Here is a 24,806-nt window from a genome sequence, read left to right on the forward strand (position 1 = left end):
TGAACGCCATGAGAACCATGCTTCCAGTGATCGCCGTACTGTTCGGCAACGCGATCCATGCATCGGCCCCTGCTGACAGCACGGGCATGCCCGGAGACCAGTTCAGCCTGCAAGCAGCGCTGGACCAATTCAAGAAGTCCACCAACCTCGAGGCCTTCGAGAAGGCCATCAATGAAGAGGGTAACCGGGTGAACAACCTGGACCTGAACGGCGATGGCAAAGTGGATTACGTGCGGGTGGAATCGCACAAGGAGAAGGATGCCATGGCGATCGTCCTTCAGGTTGCGGTGAGCAAAGAGGAGGCACAGGATGTTGCCGTCATCGAGCTGGAGAAGACCGGTGAGGGCAAGGCCATGGTGCAGATCCGCGGCGATGAGGAACTGTACGGCCCCGATGTGTTCGTGGAGCCGTACGAGGAGGGCGCGGACAAGGGCGGCCGTGGTCCCGCTGCGCCGCTAGGGGAGGAGGACCTTTGGGTGTCGGTGAACGTATGGATGTGGCCGTGCGTGCAGTGGTGCTACGGTCCCTACTACGACCCTTGGATGTCACCGTGGTATTGGGGCTTCTACCCCGCATGGTGGAGCCCGTGGACCTGCTGGCAGTGGAGCGGCTGGTACGGGTACCACCACAACCACTGGAACGGATGGTACTACCGGACAAACACCTGCCGGACCATGCAGGCCCATGTGGTGTATGGAGGTCACCGCCGCAGTTCGGCCATGGTGCGCAACAACATCGCACAAGGCCGCGGAAGTCAGAATGTGCGCCAAAGCGGCATGCAACGCACCGATGGCCGCACTAGCCCCACCTTGGAGCGCCAGCGGCCCAGCAATGACCGGATGGAGCGGCCTACCCAAGAGCGGGGCGGCAGTGGCGGCCGGCAAGTGAAACCGGCCAAGCCCTCCAAACAGCCAACCGCTCGTCCCGGCCGCAGCACTGCGCCGCGCTCTACCAGCCCCAAGCCTTCGCGCAACACCGGTGGTGGCGGGTCCAAGCGGCAAGGCAGGTAAGAGCATCCGATCTTTCGGCAGGAGGCAGGCATCAAGCCTGCCTCTTGTGTTTTGTACCCATGGTCCCAGGCTCCGGAAGTCAATGGCACCGTTCAGGCACTCTGCTACATTCGCCCTCCCTGAAAAAATGCCCGCATAAGGCTACCTGTACCCGAAGTTGGATGTTGTGTTGAATTGGAAGTGACAGGATGATCGACAGCCTGCGAGGTGAACTTTTGTCGTGCAGCGACGGCCATGCCGTGGTGGAATGCCACGGCGTGGGCTATTTGCTGCAGGTGAGCACGGCCACCTTGGCTGCGCTTCCTGCAAAAGGAACCGTGCGATTGCTGGTGCACTACAGTGTTAGCGTGGATGTGCGCAGTGGCCAGAGCGAACACAAGTTGTTCGGGTTCACGACTGCCGAGGAGCGTCAGTTCTTTCGGCAGTTGATCGAAGTGCAAGGCGTGAGCGCGACCATCGGTATGTCGATCCTGGGCGCTGCTCCGGTGGACCGGTTGCGCAGTGCCATCCTCAACGGTGATGAAGGCGTCCTGCGCAGCGTGAAAGGCATCGGGCCGAAGCTGGCGCAACGCGTGGTGGCCGAATTGCGCGGGAAACTGCTCAAGGAACCGATCATCGCACCGATCACGTCCGGGGGCATGGGCAATAGCCTACGGGGCGAGGCGTTACAAGCGCTGGTTTCGCTGGGGCTCGATCGGGCCAAAGCGGAACGATCCCTGACCAGCGTCCTCCAAGAACACAAGGACAACACACCCGAACTGGCCGACGTCATCCGTCTTGCCCTGAAGAACCAGTAGTTCCCATGCACCACTTGCACTTCGCCCAAGTAGCGCCCCTCGTTTGGAGGGTGTTGGGCGTATTGCTCATGGTCTGCCTTGCCGATTTCGAAGCCTTTGCCCTGGGCTCGCCCTACTTGCAGGTGGACAGTCCGGAGATCCAACTGCCCTATCCGATTACCGATCCGATCGTGCCGGGCGGTGACCAAGGCAGCACCATCAACCTCGGCGATCCGGACAACGTGAACGAAGAGGTGATCTACGACCCGGTCACCGGCCAGTACATCCTTCAAAGCACCCTGGGCGACGGCATCAATTACCGGCCGCCGATGAGCATGACCTTGGAGGAGTACATGCAGTACGACATGGAGAAGGCCATGGACGACTTCTGGCTCAACAAGGTGGAGGAGGAGGCCGGGAGCGGTGACAAGGCGCTCATACCGACCATCAACATCAAGGGTGAAATATTCGATCGGATCTTCGGTGGCAGCCAGATCGAGATCAAGCCGCAGGGCAGCGCGGAGATCACCTTCGGGGTGAACATCAGCAAGACGGAGAACCCGCGCATACCCGTGGACCAACGCACGGTCACCACGTTCGATTTCGACCAGCGCATCCAGCTCAACCTCACCGGCAACATCGGCGAGAAGCTGAAGATCAACACGAGCTACAACACTGAAGCGACCTTCGATTTCGAGAACCAGGTGAAGCTCGATTATACGGGTTATGAGGACGAGATCATCCAGAAGTTCGAAGCCGGTAACGTGAGCCTGCCGCTGCAAGGGCAGCTCATCCAAGGCAGCCAGAGCCTCTTCGGGTTGAAGACGGAGCTCAAGTTCGGTCGGCTCACGGCCACGGCCATCTTCAGCCAGGAAAAGGGGCAGCGACGCAACGTGCAAGTGGCCGGTGGAGCACAGACGAACACCTTCGACATCAAGGCCGACGAGTACGAAGCGAACAAGTACTACTTCCTGAGCTACTTCTTCCGCGAGCAGTACGAGAACGCCCTGCGCACGCTGCCTACCATCAACAGCGGCGCGCAGATCACCCGTATCGAAGTGTGGGTGACGAACACCCGCAACGACTACGAGCAGAACCGCAACATCGTGGCCTTCACCGACCTGGGCGAGGACATCGCGAACGTGAGCCCGGAACTGCAGGGCACCATCGTCGATGCCGCCGGGAACCGCGCGAGCAACGGGGCGAACAGCCTCTACGCCACCATGGCGAACAACGCCGCCATCCGCGGGTTCGTGAGCGCGGCGCCGGTGCTGCAAGGCCTGGGCTTCGAAGCGGCGCGCCATTACGAGAAACTGGAAAGCGCACGACTGCTCCAACCCAACGAGTACACGTTCAACGATAGGCTCGGCTTCATCGGCGTGAACCAAAGCCTGAACAATGACGAGGTGCTGGCCGTGGCCTACCAGTACACCTTCCAGGGGCAGACCTACCAAGTGGGTGAATTCAGCACCGATGGTATCGCGCCACCTGCTGCGCTCGTGCTCCGCCTCTTGAAAGCCACCATCACCAACCCGCGCAACCAGCTGTGGGACCTGATGATGAAGAACGTGTACAGCCTCGGTGCGTTCCAAGTGAACCAGGAGAACTTCCGCATGGACCTCCTGTACAACAACCCGGCTACGGGGGTTGACGGCAACTTCGTGCCACGGGATCCGATCACCAACAAGATCCTGATGCAGGTGCTGGGCATGGACCGCCTGGACCCGCAGAACGCACCTAACCCGGATGGCCAATTCGACTTCGTGGACGGTGCGGCCACCACGGGCGGAACGATCAACACGCAGAACGGCCGCATCTTCTTCCCGGTGCTGGAGCCCTTCGGCACAACGTTGAGGAACGCACTGGTGGGACAGCCACAGAACGTGATAGATGCCGTGGTGTACCAACAGCTCTACGACAGCACGAAGACCGCAGCGCAGAACATTCCCGAACTGAACCGCTTCAAACTGAAGGGCAGCTACCGTAGTGCCAGCAGCGATGTCATCAACCTGAACGCGGTGAACATCCCGCAAGGCAGTGTGTCGGTGACGGCTGGCGGCGTGCGCTTGGTGGAGAACCAGGACTACACGGTGGATTACAACCTGGGCCGTGTGAAGATCATCAACCAGGGCATCCTCGAGAGCGGCACGCCGATCAACATCAGCCTGGAGAGCAACTCGCTCTTCAGCATCCAGACCAAAACACTGGCCGGTGCGCGCTTCGACTTCCGTGCGAACAAGGACCTGACGATCGGTGGTACGATCATGAACTTGTACGAGCGGCCGCTCACCGCCAAGGTGAACACCGGCGACGAGCCGATCCGCAACACCGTGGTGGGCCTGGACGTGAACTGGAAAAAGGAGAGCAACTTGATCACCACGATCGTGGACAAGCTGCCGTTCTACGCAACGAAGGAGGCCAGTAGCATCAACTTCAGTGCGGAGGGAGCCTACCTGATCCCGGGCCACAGCCGGGCGATCGGCAACCAGGGAACCAGCTACATCGACGACTTCGAGGGCAGCGTGAGCACGATCGACATGCGCACCCAGGCGCAGTGGCAACTGGCAGCCACGCCGCAGGGTGTTCCGGACCAATATCCCACGGGCAGTTCGTTCGATCTGGGTTACGGCTTCAAGCGCGCAAAACTGGCGTGGTACGTCGTCGATCCGTTGTTCTTCCGCGATAACAACCTCACACCGGGCGACATCACGAACGCCATCCAGAGCGACCACCGCCAGCGCGAGGTGCTCGAGCAGGAAGTGTTCCCGGCGCGGCAGCTGCCCAATGGTGTTCCTCCGAACATTCCGGTGCTCGATCTTGCGTACTACCCCAACGAGCGTGGTCCGTACAACTTCCAGACGACCGATCTCTTGCCCGACGGAACGCTCGACTTCCCACAGGACAACTGGGCCGGCATCACGCGCCGCATCACTACCACCGACTTCGAAGCGAGCAACATCGAGACCATCCAGTTCTGGGTGATGAACCCCTTCGACACGGGCGCTCAAGGTGGCAACGACGAAAGCGACAACACCACCGGTGGAGAGCTTTTCATTGACCTTGGCAACGTGAGCGAGGACGTGCTGCGCGACAGCAGGAAGTTCTTCGAGAACGGATTGCCCAGCAGCCCCACCGACAATGCCCCCAACACGGCACTCACGGCGTGGGGCGTTGTGCCCACCCAGCAAAGCGTGGTGAACGCGTTCGCCATCACCGACGACAACAGCAACAAATACCAGGACGTGGGTCTTGACGGGTTGGGAACGTTGGGCGACACGCCCGATGGCAATGGAGGTGTGCTTCCCACGGAGGCGGCCTTCCACCAGGATTACTTGAACACCGTCCAGGGAATCCTTGATCCGAACGCGTTCACCCGCTTCCAGGCCGACCCCAGTGCTGACAACTACCAGAACTTCCGCGGCACCAATTCCTTCACGGGCGCCGGCATCAGTGGTGACATGCTAGCTCGCTACAAGGACTTCAACAACAGCGAGGGCAACAGCATCACCGACGAGGATAGTCCGGACGACTTTCCCACACAGCAGACCACGCTGCCCACCACCGAGGACATCAACCAGGACCAGAACCTGGGCGAGAGCGAGAGCTACTTCCAGTACAGGGTGAGCTTGCGCCCGCAGGACATGGTGGTGGGCCAGAACTTCATCACGGACCGTGTGCTGGGAACGGCCAACACACCCAACGGACAGCGCCAGGTGTACTGGTACCAGTTCAAGATCCCAGTGCGCAATCCCAACCGGGTGGTGGGTGGTATCCAGGACTTCCGCAGCATCCGCTTCATGCGTGTGCACATGAAGGGGTGGACCCAGAACGTGGTGCTGCGTTTCGCCCGTCTGGAGTTCGTGCGCGGCGAATGGCGCAAATACCTGCAGTCGCTCGAAACGCCCGGTGATGGCCTCGGCGGCGATCCCGACCAGACCACGTTCGAAGTGGCTGCCGTGAACATCGAGGAGAACGCGAGCCGTGTGCCCATCAACTACGTGCTTCCGCCCAACATCGAGCAGGAGACGGACGTGGCGAGCACTAACCTGCGGAGCCTCAACGAGCAGAGCTTGCAGCTCAAGACCTGCGGCCTGCGTGATGGTGATGCACGCGCCGCTTTCCGCAATGTGGAGTTCGACATCCGCAGCTACAAGAAGCTGCGCATGTACGTGCACGCCGAGAGCGGCGACCCCAGCAATCCGCTGACCTACGGCGACGTGAGCGTGTTCCTGCGCTTGGGCAACGACTTCGACCAGAACTATTACGAGTACGAGATCCCGGCCGTCATCTCGCCCTTCAACAACAACGACCCGTACAGCGTGTGGCCCACGGCCAACGACATGGAGATCGAGTTCGCCAAGCTGAACGACGTGAAGATCCAGCGTAACCAGGCGGGCACCCCGGTGAACGAGCGCTACATGATCATGGACGGCGACCGCCGCATCTGGGTGAAGGGCAATCCGAACCTGGCCGAGATGCGTACGGTGATGGTGGGCATCCGGAACCCGAAGAAGGACGGCGCGGAAGCAAACCCGTGGAGCAACGACAGTGGCGCTGACCGTTGCGTGGAAGTGTGGGTGAACGAACTGCGGCTCACGGACTTCGACCAGCACGGCGGTTGGGCAGCACTGGCGCGCGTGAACACCAACCTGGCCGACCTCGGCACGCTGAGCGTGGCCGGTAACTACAGCACACCCTACTGGGGCAGCATCGACAAGCGGGTGAGCGAGCGCCAGCGGGAGACCAAGATGGGCCTGGACGTGGCCGCCAACCTGGAGATGGGCAAATTCCTGCCGGAGGAGAGCGGCATCAAAGTGCCCCTGTTCATCGGCTACAGTGAGAACGTGAGCAATCCGCAGTTCGATCCACTGAACCCCGACATCGAATGGGAGGACGCAACGCGCGCGCTGACCGCCGAGGAACGCAAGGCGCGGTTGAAGGAACTGCGCACCTATGAACGAAGGCGCAGTATCAACCTCACCAACGTGCGCAAGGACCGCACGGCAGGGAAGAAGGAACATTCATGGGACGTGGAGAACCTGGCCTTCAGCTATGGCTACACCGATCGTGAATTCCACGATGTGAACACGTCCTACGAGAACACACGCACCTACCGCGGGTCACTGGCCTACGTGTTCAACCCGAAGCCCAAGCCCATCAAGCCGTTCGAAAAGGTGAGCTTCATCGGCAAGACGAAATGGTTGAAGCTTATCAAGGACTTCAATTTCAACCTCGGCTTCAAACAGGTGACCGCGCGCACGGCCGTGGACCGCAGCTACACCGAGCGGCAAGCGCGACTGAACACCGATGTGGTGAGCATTCCGCCCACGCCCACTTACAACAAGAACTTCAACTGGATCAGCCAGTACGGCTTCCGGTACGAGATCACCAAGAGCCTGAAGCTCGACTTCAACGCGAACAACAACGCCATCATCGGCGAGCCGCCCGGCCGGGTGAACAGCAAGAGCGGTGAGGACTATGAGGTGTGGAAAGACAGTGTGTTGCAGAGCGTGCAGACCTGGGGGGAAGTCACGGGCTACAACCACAATGTGAACCTCACCTATCAGCTACCGCTGGACAAGTTGCCGCTCACCGATTGGATGACGGTGAACACCACCTACGGTAGCGGCTACCAGTGGGACCGCGCACCGTTGCAACAGGACACCCTCGGCCATACCGTGCAGAACAGCCAGAACCTGTCGGTGAACGGCCAACTGAACTTCGTGAACCTCTACAACAAGAGCAAGTGGCTCAAGAAGATCAACGATAAGGGCAAAGGCGGCAAGCCCGCGGGCAACAAAGGCAAGGATGCCGGCAAGGGCAAAGACGATAAGAAGGAGGAGGACAAGAAGAAGGACGAGAAGAAGGGGGACGGCTTCAATCCTTTGGAAGGACTGGCGCGGATCCTCATGGCCGTGCGGACCGGCAACATCACGTACAGCCAGAACAGCGGTACGCTGCTGCCGGGGTATGGGCAATACACCAATGTGTTCGGCATGAGCCCGGGGTTCGATGCGCCCGGATTCGGGTTCGTGCTCGGCCAGCAGAACCACGACCTGAGCGGCGATATCGTGCGCGACTTCGCCAGCGATGCGGCAAGTCGCGGATGGCTCGTGCAGACGCAGAGCATCTTCAATCCGTACACCACTACACGCACCGAGACCATCAATGCGCGATTGAGCATTGAGCCGGTGAAGAGCCTGCGCATCGAACTGACGGCCAACCGCACCATGAGCGAGAACCGCAGCAGCTTTTTCCGTTGGAACGACAGCGCCCAGACCTACTTGAACGACAGCCCCCGCGAGTTCGGGAACTTCAGCACCACCATCATCACATGGGGCACCACCTTCAGCAAGGACGATGACAACGCCATCAGCCCGGTGTTCCAAGCCATGCTGGCCAACCGACCGATCATCAGCCAGCGCTTGGGCGCCGAAGACCCCAACAGTCTGCCCAGTAACGACAGTGAGTACTGGTACGGTTACGACACCACGCACCAGGACGTGGTCATCAACGCGTTCCTATCGGCGTACACCGGGTCGGATCCCGGTAAGATGGAGTTGAACCCCTTCAAGCGCATACCGCTGCCCAACTGGGACATCACGTACGACGGGCTCACCAAGCTGCAGCTCTTCAAGAAGTACTTCCGCACGTTCACCCTCAACCACAGCTACAAGAGCACCTTCAACATCGGAACGTTCCAGACCAATCTGCTCTACGACCCCGAAGTACCCGCGCTCGATCCCGGCGGCAACTTCATCCCCGAGCGGCAGATCAGCGTGGTGACGATCAGCGAGGTGATGCGGCCGTTCATCAACTTCGACGCAACGCTGCAGAACAGCCTCATCGCCAAGTTCGAGTACAACCGCGACCGCAACCTGAGCATGAGCCTCAGCAACTACCAGCTGACGGAGGTGCGCGGGAAGGAATACGTGTTCGGCACCGGCTACCGCTTCAAGAACGTGAAGTTCCCCTTCAAGGTGGGCGGCGAGCGGCCCAAGAGCGATCTGAACCTGCGCGTGGACCTGAGCATCCGCGAGAACAACACCGTCATCCGCAAGATGCAGGAGGAGCAGAACCAGATCACCGCCGGCCAGAACATCACCTCCATCAAGTGCAGTGCTGACTACGTGATCAACCAGAAGCTGAACGTGCGCGCCTTCTACGAGAAGGTGATCAACAAGCCCGTCATCAGCACCAGCTACCCCAGCAGCAACACCAACATCGGCATCAGTCTGCGGTTCACGTTGACGCAGTAGCCGGGGGCAGGTCTGGCGCATCGCCCAACTTCTATTTTCGCCACCCTCAGCACACAACGACCCAGAACGCCATGAACTTCCCAGCCGACCTCAAGTACACGAAAGACCACGAATGGGTGCGCATTGAAGGCGACACCGCCACGGTGGGCATCACCGATTTCGCGCAGAGCGAGTTGGGTGATATCGTGTTCGTGGACATCGGCACTGTGGGCCAGGCGCTGGACAAGGAAGCCGTGTTCGGCACCGTTGAGGCGGTGAAGACCGTGAGCGACCTTTTCATGCCCGTGAGCGGTACCGTGCTGGAAGTGAACAGCGGTATCGATGGCGATCCAGCCGGAGTGAACAAGGACCCTTATGGTGCGGGCTGGTTGGTGAAGGTGAAGCTGAGCAACCCCGGCGAAGTGGCCGGTCTGATGGACGCTGCGGCCTACCAGGCCTTGGTGGGCTGATCCGTTGCGATGCTGAAGCGCCTGCGCTGGACGCTCCTATGGGCGCTGGTCATTCTTGTGTTGTGCCTTATCCCCGGCAAGGACCTTCCGCGCTACCCATGGGCCGACCTGCTGAGCTTCGACAAGCTCGTGCATGCAGGGGTCTTCTTCGTGCTGGCCTGGCTGATGGTGGTGGCAGTGCGGCCAGCCGGTTTCCACCCCGCCGTTCGCTGGACTGCCGGCGTTTGTGCGGCGTACGGTGGCTTGCTCGAAGTGATGCAAGGCACGCTTATGACGGATCGCTACGCCGATGTGGGCGACTTTGTGGCCAACGGGATCGGCGTGGCTTTGGGCCTGTGGTGGTGGGCCAGACGGGAACGTTCCCGCACACTCCCGACCTGACGGGTCAAACGATCATCCCTGCAGCCACCGTCTCGTTGGTGCCTTCGTCGATGAGGATAATACTGCCGGTGTAGCGGTTGCGCGCGTATTTGTCGAAGTGCAGCGGCACTGTCGTGCGCAACTGCACGCGGCCGATGTCGTTCATCCTGATGGTGTTGTCACCCTCGGCTTTGTGCAGCGTGTTGATGTCCATCTTGTACTTCACCTCCTTCACCATTGCCCGCGCATCGCGACTGGTATGTTTCACGGCGTACTTGCCGCCGGGTTGCAAGGGCCGCTCATTGAACCAGCACAGCATCACGTCCACGTCTTGGCTGGTCTCAGGTGCATTGTTCGGGCTCACGATCATATCGCCACGGCTGATGTCGATCTCGTCCGCGAGGGTCATCACCACGCTTTGCGGGGCAAACGCTTCCTCCAGTTCACGCTCACCGAGGTGGATGCTCTTGATGGTGCTCTGGAACCCGCTCGGCAGAACTTGCACGGCATCGCCTTTCCGGAAAATGCCGCCCTGCACACGGCCAGCGAAGCCACGGAAGTCGTGGTGCTCGGTGGTCATGGGACGGATGACGGTCTGCACCGGGAACCGGCGGTCGATGTGGTTGAGGTCGCCTGCGATGTGGATGTTCTCCAACAGGTACATGAGCGTGGGCCCTTGGTACCAAGGCATGCGCTCGCTGCGGTCCACCACGTTGTCGCCTTTCAGCGCGCTGATGGGGATGTACCGGATGTCGCGCACCTCGAGCTTGCTGCTGAAATCCTCCAACTCGCGCTGCAGCTTGGTGAACACCTCTTCGCCGTAGTCCACCAGGTCCATCTTGTTGATGCAGAAAACCACGTGCGGGATGCCGAGCAACGATGCGATGAAGGAGTGGCGGCAGGTCTGCTCCAGGATGCCCTTGCGCGCGTCCACCAGGATGATGGCCAGGTTCGCCGTGCTGGCGCCGGTGACCATGTTGCGCGTGTATTGGATATGCCCGGGAGTATCGGCGATGATGAACTTCCGCTTGGGCGTGGCGAAGTAGCGGTAGGCCACATCGATGGTGATGCCCTGTTCGCGCTCGGCGCGCAGACCGTCGGTGAGGAGGCTCAGGTCAACCTCGCCGCTGCCGCGTTTGGCACTGGCTGCCGTCACGGCTTCCATCTGGTCCTCGAAGATCTGCTTGGTGTCGTAAAGCAGTCTACCGATCAATGTGCTTTTGCCGTCGTCGACGCTGCCTGCGGTCGTGAACCGAAGGAGGTCCATGTCAAGGTAGCCGTGGGTCGAGTTCATAACTGCGAAAGGTGAAAAGTGAAATATGAAAGCTGAAAGAGGCTCACCGTTTGACCAGGCTTGTGAATATGGAGACAAGTTCGTCCGCTTCCTTGTGAAGCGTTCCTGTTGCTTGGATCGGCATGATGCCCGAGTCGGAGAGCAGTTCCAGCCAGAAACCGGACTCGTCAGCCTCTTCGATCACAATGCCAAGCTTGGCAACATATTCGCGACTACTTCTACCGCGGAAGGCGGCTCGCGTATTCGCCCCGACAGAGGTGCCAGACCGAAGAAGTTGCTTGCCGATCACTTGTGCCTCCGTCGTTTTCGGCAGGGTATTGTACATCGCTACGATGGCTAGTGCGAATTGCTTGGTCCTGTCCTTGAGATCCCTGTGAGGAGCGGAATTCATTTCAGCTTTCAGCTTTCCTGTTTCCACTTTCAGAAGTACCCCTCCTTCTTCCTGTCCTCCATCGCCGCCTCGCTGCGCTTGTCGTCCATCCTCGAGCCGCGCTCGGTGACGCGCGAAGAAGCCACCTCTTCAATGATCTCTTCCAGCGTTGATGCGGGTGAGTCCACAGCTCCCGTGCAGCTCATGTCGCCGATGGTGCGGAAACGCACGCGCTTTTGGTAGGGCTTCTCCTCCGGCTTCAGGCGCATGAAGGAGCTGTTGGCGTAGATCACGCCATCGCGGTTGAACACCTCTCGCTCGTGGCTGAAGTAGATGCTCGGGATGGGGATGTTCTCCAGCAGGATGTACTGCCACACGTCCATCTCCGTCCAGTTGCTGATGGGGAAGGCGCGGAAATGCTCGCCGGGGCGCTTCTTGCCGTTGTACAGGTTCCACAGCTCGGGCCGTTGGTTCTTGGGGTCCCACTGGCCGAACTCATCGCGGTGGCTGAACACCCGCTCCTTCGCACGCGCTTTCTCCTCATCGCGCCGGCCTCCACCGATGGCGCAATCGAACTTGTGCTTCTCGATGGTGTCGAGCAAGGTCACGGTCTGCAGCTTGTTGCGGCTGGCGTAGTAGCCGGTCTCCTCCTGCACCCGTCCGCCGTCGATGCTCTCTTGCACACTGCCAACAACGAGATGCACGCCGTAGGTGCGGACCAGCTCATCGCGGAAGGTCATGGTCTCTTCGAAGTTGTGCCCGGTGTCGATGTGCACCAAGGGGAACGGAACACGGCTGGGGACGAAGGCCTTCCGGGCGAGATGGAAACACACGATGCTGTCCTTGCCACCACTGAAGAGCAGGGCTGGGCGCTCGAACTGCGCGGCCACTTCGCGCAGGATGTGCATGCTCTCGCTTTCGAGTTCCTTGAGGTGAGTGAGTCGGTACGAATGCATGGTGCTCAGGGTTCTACCGCAAAGGGCGCAAAGGACACAAAGCCTGCGGGGGATTGGACCATTCGCTCTTCTTCATTGCGCTCTTTGCGGTAGCTCATTTCATTTCCTTGTTGTCCGCGGCAGGATGAAGTTCAACAGTTCAGTGGCGCTCGCCTCCTCGCTGCGGCCCTGTGTGGCGATGCGGAGGTCGGGTGCGTGCGGGGCCTCGAACGGCGCGCTGATACCGGTGAAATCCTTCACCTCGCCTTTGCGTGCTTTGGCATAGAGGCCCTTCACGTCGCGCGCTTCACAGACCTCCAGCGGTGTATCCACGAAGACCTCGATGAAGTCGGCCGGACCAATGATGCTGCGCGCCAGGTCGCGGATGGCGATGGTGGGCGACACGAAGCAGCAAATGGTGATGATGCCTTGCCCGGCGAACAGCTTGGCCACCTCGGCGATGCGACGGATGTTCTCCGTTCGGTCCGCCCCCGAGAAGCCCAGGTTGTTGTTGATGCCGGTGCGGACGTTGTCGCCATCGAGCACGGTGGTGAAGCGGCCTTCGGCATGGAGCTGGCGTTCGAGAGCCAGGGCAATGGTGCTTTTCCCGCTGCCGCTCAGGCCTGTCATCCAGATCACGCACCCGCGCTGGCCGAGCAGGCGCTCCTTGTCCTCGCGGGCGAGCATCCGGTCGAAAACAGGGTGGATATGGGCTTGGGCGGGCATTCCGGAAACGGAGCGCGAAGATGGGCAACCCGGCCCGTTCCAGAACCGCTGCAACGAAGGGTTGGCACCCGCCCGTTCAGCGACTTGTCGCGCCCGCCAACCGGCTCTTGTGGTAGCCGTAGGCGAAGTAGCAAAGCAGTCCGACCACCAGCCAGATGCCGAACCATTTCCAGTTGCTTACGGCCATGCCGGTGAGCAGGTAGCAGCAGCTCACCAGGCCTAGCACGGGGATGAGCGACCATTGTTTGCGGAAGCTGAACCAGCCGACCACCGCACATAGCACGTAGAAAATGACCATGGGCATGTTGCTGCCGACACCAGTGCGTCCGAGGATGCGGTGGAAGTGGTTGGGGTCGTTGGTGACGATGAGCGCCAGCGCTACCATGCCAATGAGCGGCACGATGAACTTGCCGTTGATGTACGGGAGGTGGAAGCCCTTGCCCTCGCGTTTGCGGAGCGGCAGCAGCAGCACCCCGCCACACACCAGCACGAACGCGAACAGGGTACCGATGCTGGTGAAGTCGAGGATGAAGTTCTCGTCCGTGAAGAAGATGGGGATGCCCACCACCAGGCCCGTGACGATGGTGCTGAAGCCCGGCGTCTTGTACTTGGGATGGATGCTCGCGAAACGCTTGGGGAGCAGGCCATCGCGGCTCATGCTCATCCAGATGCGCGGCTGGCCCAGTTGGAAGACGAGCATCACGCTGGTCATGGCCACCACGGCGGCGATGCTCACGATGAAGAGCATCCACTTCACGCCGCGTATGGCGAAAACTTCCGCCAGAGGATCGCTGACCCCAAGTTGCTTGTAGCTCACCATGCCGGTGAGGACCAGCGCCAGGATGATGTACACGATGGTGCAGATCACCAGGCTCAGGATCATGCCCCGCGGCAGATCGCGCTGGGCATCCTTGCTTTCCTCTGCCAAGGTGCTCACCGCATCGAACCCGATGTACGCGAAGAACACCGCGCTCACGCCGGCCATCACACCACCAAAACCGTTCGGCATGAACGGGTCCCAATTGTCGATGTCCACGTACGTGATGCCCACGATGATCACCAGCGCGATGATGGCGAGCTTCACGATCACCATGGCATTGCTCGCGTTGCGGCTCTCCTTCACGCCCGTGTACACCAATGCCGTGATGATGGCATTGATGAGGAAGGCTGGCAGATCGAAGATGATGCGCAGGTTGCCGAGCATGGGGGCGGTGCTCCACGCTGTCATGCCTTCACCTGCTGTTCCGGAGTTGAACGCCGTGTGCGCTGCTGTGTAATTGATCGTGAGCCATTCGGGCAAGTGCAACCCGAGACCATCGAGCAGGTTGGTGAAATAGCCGCTCCAGGCGAAGGCCACGTAGATGTTCCCGATGCTGTACTCCATGAGCAACGCCCATCCGATGATCCATGCGAAGAGTTCACCGAAGCTGACGTATGCATAGGTGTAGGCGCTACCGCTCGTCGGCACGCGTGCCGCGAACTCCGCGTAGCACAAGGCCGTGAAGCCGCAGGCGACCGCGCACAGAATGAAGAGGTAAACGACACCCGGGCCGCCGCTGAAGCAGGCCGTGCCCATGCTGCTGAAGCTGCCCGCACCGATGATGGCCGCAATGCCGAAGAAGGTGAGATCGCGCAGTGAAAGGTGACGCCCCAAACTGTGGCCGCCGTGGATCTCGCCTTCGCTGCCCGTGGTTGCGCCGATCGGTTTCTTGCGGAAGAGGGATCTGATCATGGATGTTCGTTCAATGGGCGGTCGTAGCGGCCTCCGTCATCGCGAGGAGACTTTGCGACGACGCGATCCAGTTCGATCCATGGCTCGCAATGGATCGCGTCGGGCCTGGGCCGCTTCGTTGTTTCAACTCGAGGTGACAGGCCCTCGCGATGACGTATGCCATGGGATCAGTTCCAATCATTTCTCCAGCATGCCCTCCCACTTGCTCACTACCACGGTGGCCACCGCGTTGCCCACCACGTTGGTGGCACTGCGGCCCATGTCCAGCAGATGGTCCACCCCGAGCAATAGAAGGAGCCCGGCCTCAGGGATGTTGAACATGGCCAGCGTACCAGCGATGACAACCAGCGATGCTCGCGGCACGCCGGCGATGCCTTTGCTGGTCACCATCAGAACGAGCAGCATGGTGAGCTGCTGCGACGTGTCCAGCTCGATGCCATAGGCCTGAGCGATGAACAAGCTCGCGAAAGTCATGTACATCATGCTGCCATCGAGGTTGAAGCTGTAGCCCAGGGGCAGGATGAAGCTGACGATGCGGTTGGGGCAGCCGAAGCGTTCCAGTTGCTCCATGGTGCGGGGGAAGGCGGCCTCGCTACTGGCCGTGCTGAAGGCGAGCAGCAATGGGTCCTTGATGCGGTCGATCAGTGTGCGAGTGCGGCCACCAATGATGGCCCAACAGATGAGCAGCAGCAAACACCACAACAGGAACAGGCCGAAATAGAACTGCCCGATGAACTTGCCGTAGGTGCCAAGGATGCCCAGGCCCTTCTGCGCGATCACCGCCGCCATGGCTGCGAACACGGCGAAGGGCGCCACGTTCATCACCATACCGGTCACTTTCAGCATCACATGGCCCAGACTGTCCATGGCGCGTACGATGGGCTCACCCTTCTCGCCAATAGCGGCGCAGGCCACACCGACCATGAGCGAGAAGATGACGATCTGCAGGATCTCGTTGTGCGCCATCGCTTCCACGATGCTCTTGGGGAACACATGCGTGATGAAGTTGCGCAGCGTGAACTCGGCGCCTTCCACACCACTGCTGGCGCTTGCATCGGGCAGCGGGAGACCGAGCGTGACGCCCGGCTCGAAGAGGTTCACCAGGAACATGCCGAGCAGCAGGCTCATCAGGCTTGCACTGATGAACCACAGCAATGCCCGGCCACCGATGCGTCCCACGCTTTTCAGGTCGCCCAGCTTGGCCACGCCCACGATCAGCGTGCTGAGAACCAGCGGCGCGATGATCATCTTGACCAGCCGCAGGAAGATGTCCGTGAGGATTGAGAGGTAGTCGATGATGTCTTTCAGCTTCTTGTTGACGGGCTCATCAATATGGACAGCTGGCTCCAAGCGCTGGGCGAGTGGCTGACTTTTCTTCTCGGAAGCAAGGAGCAGCTTCAGGCGCTTCAGTGCTGTATCCGGGTTGAGACTGCGATCATTCAGGACTGCGGTGACTTCTTCCACCAAGGCTGATGTGTCAGATGAAGCTTCAGATAGCGCAACCCCGGCCGCGTTCAGAGCTTCTTCAGCGGTGCGTTTGGGCGGGGCAGGATAGCTGGAGTGCAGGAACGTGCCAAGCCCGATGCCCAGCACCATCGCAATGAAGATCCACAGCGTGAGCTTGTTGCTCTTCGTCATGTGTTGCACCCCGGCCCTGTCGGGGGCAGGCAATGTAGCCGTATGGCCCAAATGAAGAGAGGGAGCTATTGCTCCCTCCCCGTTCAAACGTGCGGTTGATCTATTGCACCGTGCAATCGGCCGGGGTCAGGTCCTTCATGTCGTTGCGACCGAGCATGTTGGTGGCGATCTGCGTGTTCGCGGTACCGGCGTTGATGGCCTTTACCTTCTCCATGAAGCACTTGGCCATGGGGATGTTCTTCTCCTTGTCGTAGTAGTAATACCCCAAGTAGAAGTAGGCTTCTTCCGCGTCGGTCTTGCTCTTCTCGATCTCTTCGGGCTTCATGCGGCGCAGTACGTCCTCATAGAACGGTTTGGCCTGCCAAGTGGTGCGCGTGCTGTCCATGCCCACCTGCGCCCGGGCCCTTCCCAAGTGGCCTTGATAGGCCTTCTCGTTCCGTTGGATGTACACGGTCCAAACGCTGTCGGCCAGGTTGTGCCGCTTCGCGCGGATGGCCGCGTGGCCCAGGTAGAAGAAATCGTTCGCCTTGGGCTGGTCGTTCGCCTTCAAGCCTTCGTACAACGCATCGGCCTCACGCCCGTACGCCTTTCCCTTCTTGAAGGCCTTCGCGGCCTCATCGTAATACTCGGGCTCTGAACGCGGCATGCGCGCCGCCTCCAGCATCTTCTCACCGGCCAGGGAATCCTTGCGGAGCAGGCCAAGGGCTTTGCCGTAGTAGTATAGGTCGCCGGGGATCACAAGGTCGGGGGGCTGCTTCCCGAAGTACTTGTCGAGGGCAGGGATGGCACGGACGGTGTCGCCGAGTTCCACCAGGTCGTATCCCTTGATCCGGTTCAGGGCATTGTTCTCCACACCTTGGCCCTCCAGTTCATCAATGAGCTTGAGCGACTCATCGTACTTCTTCACCAAGAAGAGGAACTGGGCGTAACGCACCTGTGCGCTCTTGTTCCCTCCGTTCAGCTCCAAGTACTTGTTGTAGTCGGCGGTGGCTTTGTCGTAATCCTTGTTGCTGAAGTACGCTTCCGCGCGACCTCGGTACGCGGGGGCGTAGTTGGCGTCGAAACCGATGGCCTTGTTGTACTCCTCGATGGCAGCCGTGGGGTTGCGGCCGCTGCGGTGGTACATGATGGCCTTCTTGGTGAGCGGCTTCGGGTTGGTGCCTTGCAGGTTGATGGCTTTGTTGTACTCGGCCACGGCCACGGTAGGTCCATTGCGGATATCGTTCAGCACGGCCAGGTCGCCACGAAGGATGAAGATCTCAATGTCGCTGGGGTTGAGCGTTTCGGCCTTGGCCAGGTGCGTATTGGCAGTGGCGAAGTCGGGGGTGCTGCCGCTGGCAACAGCTTCCGCCAGTTCGCGGTAGGCCACGCCCTTCACCGGCTTGCTGAACTTGTTGGTCTTCTCCTCGATGAGCGAGAGGGCCTCAGCGAACTTGGCGTTGGCACTGGCCTGGTCGCCTTGCGTTCGCAGGGCCTTGCCAATGCCGATGTGGTTGAGGGGCAGTCGAGGGTTCACCTCGGCGCCCTTGCGGTAGCAGGTCAGCGCGCTGTCCCGTTTGTCGTTGTACCAGTAGTTCTCGCCCATGTAGAACCAAGCTTCGCCGCTGGTGGGGGCCGCGGTGATGGCCGCTTTGTACTGCGCGGTGGCCTTCTCGAACTGCTCCTTGTCGGTGAGCTTAATGGCCTCCTCCAACTGGGCTTGAACGCCCATGCTCAAGAGCATGGTTCCGATCGCTATCGTCTTCTTCATCGTGATCATCGTCGTCAGGTCGTTTTCACTCCAGCACCACCTCTATTTCGCGGCTGGGAATGTGGGCTGGTGCCAATCCGCGTTTCAGGATGATGCGCTGGCCTTTGTGACCGGCCACAAAGGAAGCAAAGCCGGTGCCAAGGCCCGCCTTGGGTTCCAGCACCAGCATAACCACCGGGCGGCACAGGGGATAGGTGCCGTCGGCCAGGGTGGTCTGGCTGGGCAGCACGGCGTGCGACGTGTCGCGGCCAACGGCCAACACCTTCACTTGCTCGAGCAGGTGCCGGGAATGGGCGTTGTCCTTGTCGGCAATGGCGGCGAAGGGGATGAAGCCCAGCGTGTTGGGGTTACGGGCCACTTGGGCCACGAGGCTGTCGATGCCGTTCGTGGAGAAGACCTGGGCCTTCATGAGGGAGGCATCGCCACCAAGCAGGGAATCAATGACCGTGCGGGCCACGCCACTTCCGTTGCGGTCGAACAGCAGCCGATACCCCGACCAGGGCTCCGCTGGCACTCCGGTCGTGAGTTGAGCACGAATCTCGGAGACCCCGATCCTGCTTTCGGTGACCGTTTTGTTGGCAATGACCGCCACCGCATCCGTCGCCACCGTTTCAATATGCGGTGTGATCTGTTTGCTGCGCAGGTAGGCGTCTTGGTCGGCTCCCGGCGCGAACGTGGCGAAGACCAAGCGCACGCTGTCGTGTTGCATGGCGGTTAGGATCCCACCTTCAGGCAGGTAGCGCAGGTCCAGGTCGGCGTCCTTGTAGAAATGCTCGAAGATGCTCTCGAGGTCCTCGAACACCGGCTTCAAACCTTCATCCACCAGAACGACCACATGTCCGCTGGTTGGATTGTCGTCGGTGCGGGGGTTGCTCGGCGTGGTGTCGCAGGCGGCAAGGAGGAAAAGCAACCAACATGTCACGAGCCCTCGGCCCGCTAATGCGGACCTGCGGTCCATGCCTTCGGCATTGCTCGACATGACAAGGATCCGCAGAGACCTTCTCACGACGCTGGTCGCTTCAAGTACCACATGATCAAGCGCAGTGCGCCGTAGCCCACGAGCACGCCACCGATCACGTTGCGGTAGTGCACAATGCTGTTCTTCAGCACGTCGGTGAAGAGCAGTGCACAACCGAAAAGGATGTACACCACGGACATCACCACGGCGAACACACGTAGGCGATCGCTCGGCGTGCTCAATTCAATTCGAAAACAATCGGGATCCGATAGAGCTGCTTTACTGGACGACCACCCATTTTGGCCGGTGCCCACTTCGGCATTGCCTTGATAACCCGAACAGCCTCCTTATCAAACCCTGGACTTCCACCTGACTTTTTCAAGAGCACGTTGGTAACACTGCCATCCTTATCAACCATGAACTCAACCCACACTTTGCCTTGGATGGCCGCATCGTATTCCATAGACGGATAGTTTAGATTCTTCTCCATCCACTTCGCCCTGCCTTCTTCACCACCCGGGAACTCCGCGTTCTCCTCGGCCATACCGTAACCGTAGACCGTATTGTCTTCCTCTACCGGGGGGGCCACCTCTTCTTCGTCGGTACCTTCCTGGGTAACGGTGCTGGCCATAACGGTGTCGAGCTCATCCTGGGTGGGCGGCGGGTCGTCCACTTCTTCGTTGGTGGCTTCCACCTGCACGAACTGAACTTGCTCAACTGGCGGTGGTGGTGGCAACTCCTCGGGCGGGGGCGGGGGCGGGGGCTCCTCTTCCTCCTTGAACTCGGTCATGTCCACGTCCACCACTTTGATCTTCTTCTCTTCCACCACCTCGTTCTTCGGCACCATGTACGGCGCGGCAACCGCTAGAATGACGAACACCACCGATCCGATGACCGCAATACCGAGGCGCTTGGTGTAGTCGTGCCGGAGCTCGTAAGCGCCGTATTCCTTGTTGCGGTCAGCGAACACCAGGTTGTTGCGGATGCCCGCCAGCACGTTGTTCCAGCTGAGGTCCATGCCCAGGATGAGCGAGAACACCAGCATGACGCCTGCTATGATGAACATGCCTTCCATGGCTCAGAGTGTTTGTTTGGCGATGTCGAGCACGGCGCGCTCCTCCGGCTTGATGCTGTCCTGCACGGCGAACTTGCCGATGGCATGGATGGCCATCTCGTCCACGATGTCGATGACATTGCGGTAGCGCGCGTCCGTGTCGGCCTTGATGATGCAGAACAAGGCATCGTCCTTCTTCTTGATGTTGTTGGCGAGCGTATCGTAAGCGACCTCGTTCACCTTGCCCAACGTGAATTCCTTGTTCAGCTTCTGCATCTCCTCGATGGCCACCTTGTTGTTCACCGTAAGCACCTTGGTAAGCTGCTTGAAGTCGGTCTGCTCCAGTTGCGTTACACCTGGTTCGAAACCGCCGCGGTAGTAGAAGATCGCGTCCTTCTTGGTGAGGAACATCGTGATGGCGTTCTCCACTTTCTTGAGTTCCGGCTTGGTCACATCGTTCGGCACCGGATAGGTCATCTGCAGCACGTTGGGTTGCTGCATGCTGGTGGTAAGGATAAAGAAGGTGAGCAGCAGGAAGGCGAGGTCCACCATCGGCGTCATGTCGATGTGGGTGCCGCTCTTCTTGGCGCGCTTCTTCTGGTGGCGTCCTCCGCCACCGCCACTGTCGCCTGTTTGTACGTCTGCCATCGTTTCTGTTCGGTTCGCCGGGTGCCCAGCCTTCTCATCCTACTTCCTGTACACCCCTTGCGGTTATGGGTTCATCAACGGTGCAATTCATTGTTGCGGCTCACTCCAGATCGGTGATCATCTTGAACCGGTTGATCTTGATGTTGGGCTTCTGGAAGGTCTTCACCACCTCGTTCACCCGGGTGTACGGGGTGTTCCCATCGGCCTTCAGGGCCACTTTGACCTTTGAAGCAATGTCCCGGTAGTAGATGGTGTTGGTCTCGTACACCCACCACTCCAGTTCATTGTTCACGCTGTCCATGGGAATGCCACGGTTCGCTCTGAGCATGGCGGTGCGCTCGGTGCCACTGTCCAGGATGAGGAAATCCTTCAGCTTGCTCACCGGGACCCCAACGGCCGACAGCATGGCGAACTTCTGCTTCTCTTCCTCACTGAACTGGATCTTGTAACGCTCGCCCATGGCGGCCAGCACGGCCATCCGGATGGGTTTCTCCTTCAGGTCCCAGAACACACGGCCAGTGCTGTCCACCGTCACGGTCATCATGCCTTCAGGAGGCAGCGCGTCCTCACTTCGGCTGCTGGGCGTGTCCACCGGTGCGGCTTCCTCCGGGCGGAACTGCGCGGTGAGCATGAAGAAGGTCACCAGCAGGAAGGCCAGGTCCACCATCGGTGTCATGTCCAGCGCCGGGCTGGAGCGGGGCATCTTGATCTTCGGCATCTGGTCAGATTGTCGGGGCCGGGACTGCCCGGCCATTACGGATGTGATCTAAAAAGCCCGATCAGGCTTTGTGATTGGCCAGGGTTTGCGTCACACTGAAGCCCGCCTCGTCGATGCCGTGGGTGATGGCGTCGATGCGCGTGCTGAAGTAGTTGTACATGATGATGGCGATGCACGAGCCGCTGATACCGAGGGCCGTGTTGATGAGGGCCTCGGAGATACCGGTGGACAGTGCACTGGCGTCGGGCGTACCGGCGGTGGCCAGTGCGCTGAACGCGCGGATCATCCCCAACACGGTACCGATCAGACCCAACAGCGTGGCGATGCTGGCGCAGGTGCTCAAGATCACCAGGTTCTTGCTGAGCATTGGCAACTCCAAGGCGGTGGCCTCTTCCAGTTCCTGCTTCACGGTGTTGATCTTCGTCTCCTTGTCCATGCTGCCGTCGCGGAGCACGGTGGAGTACTTCTCCAGACCGCTGCGCATCACGTTGGCCACGCTGCCTTTCTGCGTGTCGCACAGGGCAATGGCCTCGTCCACGCGGTCGATGGCCAGGCTCTTGCGCACGTCGATGATGAACTGGTCGATGCGGCCCTTGCCCTTGGCCTTGGCGATGGTGATGAAGCGCTCCACGCTGAACACGATCACGATCAGCACCACCGTCATGAGGATGGGCACGATGAAACCGCCCTTGTGGATGAGGCCGAACGTGTGGGCAGCCCCGTCCTTCACCGGGTGGTTCTTCATCACGACCTCCTCCAACTGCTCAGGCGTCATGTTCGGGTCGTACCCTTCGAAGTTCTTCGGGTTGCCGAAGACGAACATGTAAATGCAAACGCAGATGATGAGGCAAAGGGGGAAGACGATGGCCACAAAGAGGCTGGAGCCTTTCCCGGATTTCTGTTCGCTGCTCATGACGGAGTTGTGAAGTGAGGGTTATTGTGCGTTGTTGGGGTGCTGATCCTGTGGTTCGCCGCTGCGGTGGAAGCCCGGCAAAAGCGAAGGGTGGCAAACATAGCAAGTATGCAAAGCGGTGCACGTTACCGGAACCTTAGCGGGTCCGGCGGTTCCGATGGTCGTTGACAGGTTTGCTGTGTGCATCGCGGATTGCAAGAACGGCGGCGGCTTCCGTGGTCGTGTGCACGGTGGCGTCACGATCGGGGAACGGCCACCCTGGACCGGGGAACGGTCGAAAGCACCGCTGCGGAAGTCCCACCGCCATCTGCCGATCCGTCACCACATTCGCGCCTCCTTGGCGGGCCGGGTGCTGCGGCAAGGATGTTGATCCGTGCGGAATCCCTTCAAGAAGAGACCCAAACCCATGTCCGAGAAAGCGGAAAACGGCCAAGCCACGGCCGGTGAGAACGTCATTGTGAACGAGGCCGCCCAACAAGCCGCCGCCATGGCCGACGAACTGGGCCACGCCAGCGAGGCCGCCGCCGAGCACACCATGGTGGAGCCCGACAACGCCTTGGTTTCCGAGGTGGAAAAGCTGAAGGCCGAGAACGCCAGCCTCAACGACAAGCTCCTGCGCCTGCACGCCGAGTTCGACAACATGCGCAAGCGCAGCGCGAAGGAGCGCGTGGAGCTGATCGCCTTCGCCGGCGAGAACGTGTTGAAGAACATCATCCCTGTGGTGGACGATATGGAACGCGCCATCGCCCACAACGCCAATGTCGAGGACATCAAAGCGGTGAAGGAGGGTTTCCATCTGATCCACGGCAAACTGCTGCACATCCTTGGTGCGCAAGGCGTGCGGCCCATGACCGACGTGAAGGGCCAGCCCTTCGACGTGGACAAGCACGAAGCCATTACGAAGGCCCCCGCACCCAGCGACGACCTGAAGGGCCGCGTGCTGGACGTGGTGGAAAGCGGATACACCCTCCACGACAAGGTGGTGCGCTACGCCAAGGTGGTGGTGGGCGAATGATGGTTGGCAACCCGAACACCACCGACCGATCCACCCGTAACGTCGACCCACCGGGCCGACCCCTGCCATGAGCAAGAAAGACCCGTACGACGTCCTTGGCGTAGGCCGCAACGCCACGGCCGACGAGATCAAGAAGGCCTACCGCCAACAGGCCATCAAATGGCACCCTGACAAGAACCCGGGCGACAAAGCGGCGGAGGAGAAGTTCAAGGAGGCCGCATCGGCGTACGAGATCCTCAGCGATCCCGAGAAGAAGGCCAAGTACGACCGCTTCGGGCACCAAGCCCCGGGCGGCTTCGGCGGTGGTGGCGGCTACAGCGGTGGCGGCATGAACATGGAGGACATCTTCAGCCAGTTCGGCGACATCTTCGGTGGTGCGTTCGGCGGCGGCGGTGGGTTCTCCGGTTTCGGGCGCGGTGGCGGACAACGCGTGGTGAAGGGCAGCAACCTGCGCGTGCGCATGAAGCTGACCTTGGAAGAGATCGCCACCGGCGTGGAGAAGCAGTTGAAGCTGCAGAAGCTGGTGCGCGGCAAGGGCAGCGAATTCGGTACGTGCAGCACCTGCAAAGGCCAGGGCCAAGTGACGCGTGTGCAGAGCACCTTCCTCGGCCACATGCAGACCGTTACGACCTGTCCGGCTTGTGGCGGTTTGGGCAAGAGCGTGAGCAAACGCGCGCCCGGCAGCGACGAGAACGGCATGGTGCGCGAGGAGAGCACGGTGAGCGTGCGCATCCCGGCCGGCGTGGAGGAAGGCATGCAGCTCAACATCAGCGGCATGGGCAACGAGGCCCCGATGGGCGGCGTGCCCGGCGACCTGCTGGTGGTGATCGAGGAAGAAGACCACCACGAACTGAAGCGCGATGGCCAGCACTTGCACCACGAAGTCTTCATCAGCATGGTGGACGCCGCCTTGGGCGCCAGCATCGAAGTGCCCCTGGTGAGCGGCAAGGCCAAGGTGAAGGTGGAGCCCGGCACGCAGAGCAACCACACGTTGCGCCTGCGCGGCAAAGGACTACCGAGCGTCAATGGTCATGGCACGGGCGATCTCTTCGTGCATGTGGCCGTGTGGACGCCCACCGACCTGAGCAAAGCCGAGCGCGAAGCATTGGAGAAACTGCGCAACAGCCCAGGCTTTCAGCCCAAGCCCACCGCCAAGGACAAGGGCTTCTTCGAGCGGGTGAAGGAGATGTTCGGGAATTGA

At 60.4% G+C, this 24,806-nt stretch carries 20 protein-coding genes; 7 read left to right on the forward strand and 13 right to left on the reverse strand.

What is annotated here, in order from left to right:
- Window positions 1-8: 8 nt before the first annotated feature.
- The 5 genes from IPJ76_09845 (at window position 9) to vanZ (ending at window position 9,875) form a co-directional block, all read left to right on the forward strand.
- Entirely contained in the window at window positions 9-1,010 is a 1,002-nt protein-coding gene (locus IPJ76_09845; GenBank protein ID QQR84924.1) for a hypothetical protein, read from the forward strand.
- Between the two features lie 188 nt (window positions 1,011-1,198).
- Entirely contained in the window at window positions 1,199-1,807 is a 609-nt protein-coding gene (locus IPJ76_09850) for a Holliday junction branch migration protein RuvA (protein QQR84925.1), read from the forward strand.
- Between the two features lie 5 nt (window positions 1,808-1,812).
- Window positions 1,813-9,045, forward strand: coding sequence for a cell surface protein SprA (gene sprA, locus IPJ76_09855; protein ID QQR84926.1), 7,233 nt, complete (start codon window positions 1,813-1,815; stop codon window positions 9,043-9,045).
- A gap of 71 nt (window positions 9,046-9,116) precedes the next feature.
- Window positions 9,117-9,494, forward strand: a complete 378-nt coding sequence (gene gcvH / locus IPJ76_09860; GenBank protein QQR84927.1) for a glycine cleavage system protein GcvH — start codon at window positions 9,117-9,119, stop codon at window positions 9,492-9,494.
- A 9-nt stretch (window positions 9,495-9,503) separates the two neighbouring features.
- A complete protein-coding gene (vanZ, locus tag IPJ76_09865; protein QQR84928.1) occupies window positions 9,504-9,875 on the forward strand; it encodes a VanZ family protein in 372 nt (123 codons plus the stop codon).
- A gap of 4 nt (window positions 9,876-9,879) precedes the next feature.
- Here the strand turns inward: vanZ and cysN are convergent, their stop codons facing one another.
- From cysN to IPJ76_09930, 13 genes are all read right to left on the reverse strand, one after another.
- Complete coding sequence (gene cysN, locus IPJ76_09870; protein ID QQR84929.1) at window positions 9,880-11,148, reverse strand: sulfate adenylyltransferase subunit CysN; 1,269 nt, start codon at window positions 11,146-11,148, stop codon at window positions 9,880-9,882.
- A 43-nt stretch (window positions 11,149-11,191) separates the two neighbouring features.
- On the reverse strand, window positions 11,192-11,539 hold the full coding sequence (locus tag IPJ76_09875; GenBank protein QQR88437.1) for a four helix bundle protein: 348 nt from the start codon (window positions 11,537-11,539) through the stop codon (window positions 11,192-11,194).
- A gap of 29 nt (window positions 11,540-11,568) precedes the next feature.
- Window positions 11,569-12,474, reverse strand: a complete 906-nt coding sequence (cysD, locus tag IPJ76_09880; GenBank protein ID QQR84930.1) for a sulfate adenylyltransferase subunit CysD — start codon at window positions 12,472-12,474, stop codon at window positions 11,569-11,571.
- A gap of 99 nt (window positions 12,475-12,573) precedes the next feature.
- Window positions 12,574-13,179 carry an adenylyl-sulfate kinase gene (gene cysC / locus IPJ76_09885; protein QQR84931.1) on the reverse strand — a complete coding sequence of 202 codons (606 nt, stop codon included), beginning with the start codon at window positions 13,177-13,179 and terminating at the stop codon, window positions 12,574-12,576.
- Between the two features lie 76 nt (window positions 13,180-13,255).
- Window positions 13,256-14,911, reverse strand: coding sequence for an amino acid permease (locus IPJ76_09890; protein ID QQR84932.1), 1,656 nt, complete (start codon window positions 14,909-14,911; stop codon window positions 13,256-13,258).
- A gap of 177 nt (window positions 14,912-15,088) precedes the next feature.
- Window positions 15,089-16,549, reverse strand: a complete 1,461-nt coding sequence (locus IPJ76_09895) for a dicarboxylate/amino acid:cation symporter (protein ID QQR84933.1) — start codon at window positions 16,547-16,549, stop codon at window positions 15,089-15,091.
- A gap of 100 nt (window positions 16,550-16,649) precedes the next feature.
- Window positions 16,650-18,299 carry a hypothetical protein gene (locus tag IPJ76_09900; protein ID QQR84934.1) on the reverse strand — a complete coding sequence of 550 codons (1,650 nt, stop codon included), beginning with the start codon at window positions 18,297-18,299 and terminating at the stop codon, window positions 16,650-16,652.
- A 25-nt stretch (window positions 18,300-18,324) separates the two neighbouring features.
- The gene (locus tag IPJ76_09905; GenBank protein QQR84935.1) at window positions 18,325-19,278 is read right to left on the reverse strand and encodes a substrate-binding domain-containing protein; all 954 of its coding nucleotides are present in this window, start codon (window positions 19,276-19,278) and stop codon (window positions 18,325-18,327) included.
- Between the two features lie 23 nt (window positions 19,279-19,301).
- The gene (locus IPJ76_09910; GenBank protein ID QQR84936.1) at window positions 19,302-19,499 is read right to left on the reverse strand and encodes a hypothetical protein; all 198 of its coding nucleotides are present in this window, start codon (window positions 19,497-19,499) and stop codon (window positions 19,302-19,304) included.
- Window positions 19,496-20,332, reverse strand: a complete 837-nt coding sequence (locus IPJ76_09915) for a TonB family protein (protein QQR84937.1) — start codon at window positions 20,330-20,332, stop codon at window positions 19,496-19,498. The genes IPJ76_09910 and IPJ76_09915 overlap by 4 nt, the downstream gene beginning before the upstream one ends.
- Before the next feature lie 3 nt (window positions 20,333-20,335).
- A complete protein-coding gene (locus IPJ76_09920; GenBank protein ID QQR84938.1) occupies window positions 20,336-20,959 on the reverse strand; it encodes a biopolymer transporter ExbD in 624 nt (207 codons plus the stop codon).
- Window positions 20,960-21,059: 100 nt separating this feature from the next.
- A complete protein-coding gene (locus tag IPJ76_09925) occupies window positions 21,060-21,662 on the reverse strand; it encodes a biopolymer transporter ExbD (protein ID QQR84939.1) in 603 nt (200 codons plus the stop codon).
- Between the two features lie 76 nt (window positions 21,663-21,738).
- Window positions 21,739-22,590 (reverse strand): MotA/TolQ/ExbB proton channel family protein, encoded by an 852-nt coding sequence (locus IPJ76_09930; protein ID QQR84940.1) that lies wholly within the window; start codon window positions 22,588-22,590, stop codon window positions 21,739-21,741.
- Window positions 22,591-22,996: 406 nt separating this feature from the next.
- Here IPJ76_09930 and IPJ76_09935 point away from each other — a divergent pair, with 406 nt between their 5' ends.
- Window positions 22,997-23,605, forward strand: a complete 609-nt coding sequence (locus tag IPJ76_09935; protein ID QQR84941.1) for a nucleotide exchange factor GrpE — start codon at window positions 22,997-22,999, stop codon at window positions 23,603-23,605.
- A gap of 67 nt (window positions 23,606-23,672) precedes the next feature.
- Complete coding sequence (gene dnaJ / locus IPJ76_09940; protein QQR84942.1) at window positions 23,673-24,806, forward strand: molecular chaperone DnaJ; 1,134 nt, start codon at window positions 23,673-23,675, stop codon at window positions 24,804-24,806.

This window comes from Flavobacteriales bacterium (genome assembly GCA_016699575.1).
Taxonomy (GTDB): Bacteria; Bacteroidota; Bacteroidia; order Flavobacteriales_F; family PHOS-HE28; genus PHOS-HE28.

Coding starts and splice junctions, on each gene's coding strand:
- IPJ76_09845 (QQR84924.1), top strand. CDS start 9: ATGAGAACCATGCTTCCAGTGATCGCCGTACTGTTCGGCAACGCGATC.
- IPJ76_09850 (QQR84925.1), top strand. CDS start 1,199: ATGATCGACAGCCTGCGAGGTGAACTTTTGTCGTGCAGCGACGGCCAT.
- sprA (QQR84926.1), top strand. CDS start 1,813: ATGCACCACTTGCACTTCGCCCAAGTAGCGCCCCTCGTTTGGAGGGTG.
- gcvH (QQR84927.1), top strand. CDS start 9,117: ATGAACTTCCCAGCCGACCTCAAGTACACGAAAGACCACGAATGGGTG.
- vanZ (QQR84928.1), top strand. CDS start 9,504: ATGCTGAAGCGCCTGCGCTGGACGCTCCTATGGGCGCTGGTCATTCTT.
- cysN (QQR84929.1), bottom strand. CDS start 11,148: ATGAACTCGACCCACGGCTACCTTGACATGGACCTCCTTCGGTTCACG.
- IPJ76_09875 (QQR88437.1), bottom strand. CDS start 11,539: ATGAATTCCGCTCCTCACAGGGATCTCAAGGACAGGACCAAGCAATTC.
- cysD (QQR84930.1), bottom strand. CDS start 12,474: ATGCATTCGTACCGACTCACTCACCTCAAGGAACTCGAAAGCGAGAGC.
- cysC (QQR84931.1), bottom strand. CDS start 13,179: ATGCCCGCCCAAGCCCATATCCACCCTGTTTTCGACCGGATGCTCGCC.
- IPJ76_09890 (QQR84932.1), bottom strand. CDS start 14,911: ATGATCAGATCCCTCTTCCGCAAGAAACCGATCGGCGCAACCACGGGC.
- IPJ76_09895 (QQR84933.1), bottom strand. CDS start 16,549: ATGACGAAGAGCAACAAGCTCACGCTGTGGATCTTCATTGCGATGGTG.
- IPJ76_09900 (QQR84934.1), bottom strand. CDS start 18,299: ATGAAGAAGACGATAGCGATCGGAACCATGCTCTTGAGCATGGGCGTT.
- IPJ76_09905 (QQR84935.1), bottom strand. CDS start 19,278: ATGTCGAGCAATGCCGAAGGCATGGACCGCAGGTCCGCATTAGCGGGC.
- IPJ76_09915 (QQR84937.1), bottom strand. CDS start 20,332: ATGGAAGGCATGTTCATCATAGCAGGCGTCATGCTGGTGTTCTCGCTC.
- IPJ76_09920 (QQR84938.1), bottom strand. CDS start 20,959: ATGGCAGACGTACAAACAGGCGACAGTGGCGGTGGCGGAGGACGCCAC.
- IPJ76_09925 (QQR84939.1), bottom strand. CDS start 21,662: ATGCCCCGCTCCAGCCCGGCGCTGGACATGACACCGATGGTGGACCTG.
- IPJ76_09930 (QQR84940.1), bottom strand. CDS start 22,590: ATGAGCAGCGAACAGAAATCCGGGAAAGGCTCCAGCCTCTTTGTGGCC.
- IPJ76_09935 (QQR84941.1), top strand. CDS start 22,997: ATGTCCGAGAAAGCGGAAAACGGCCAAGCCACGGCCGGTGAGAACGTC.
- dnaJ (QQR84942.1), top strand. CDS start 23,673: ATGAGCAAGAAAGACCCGTACGACGTCCTTGGCGTAGGCCGCAACGCC.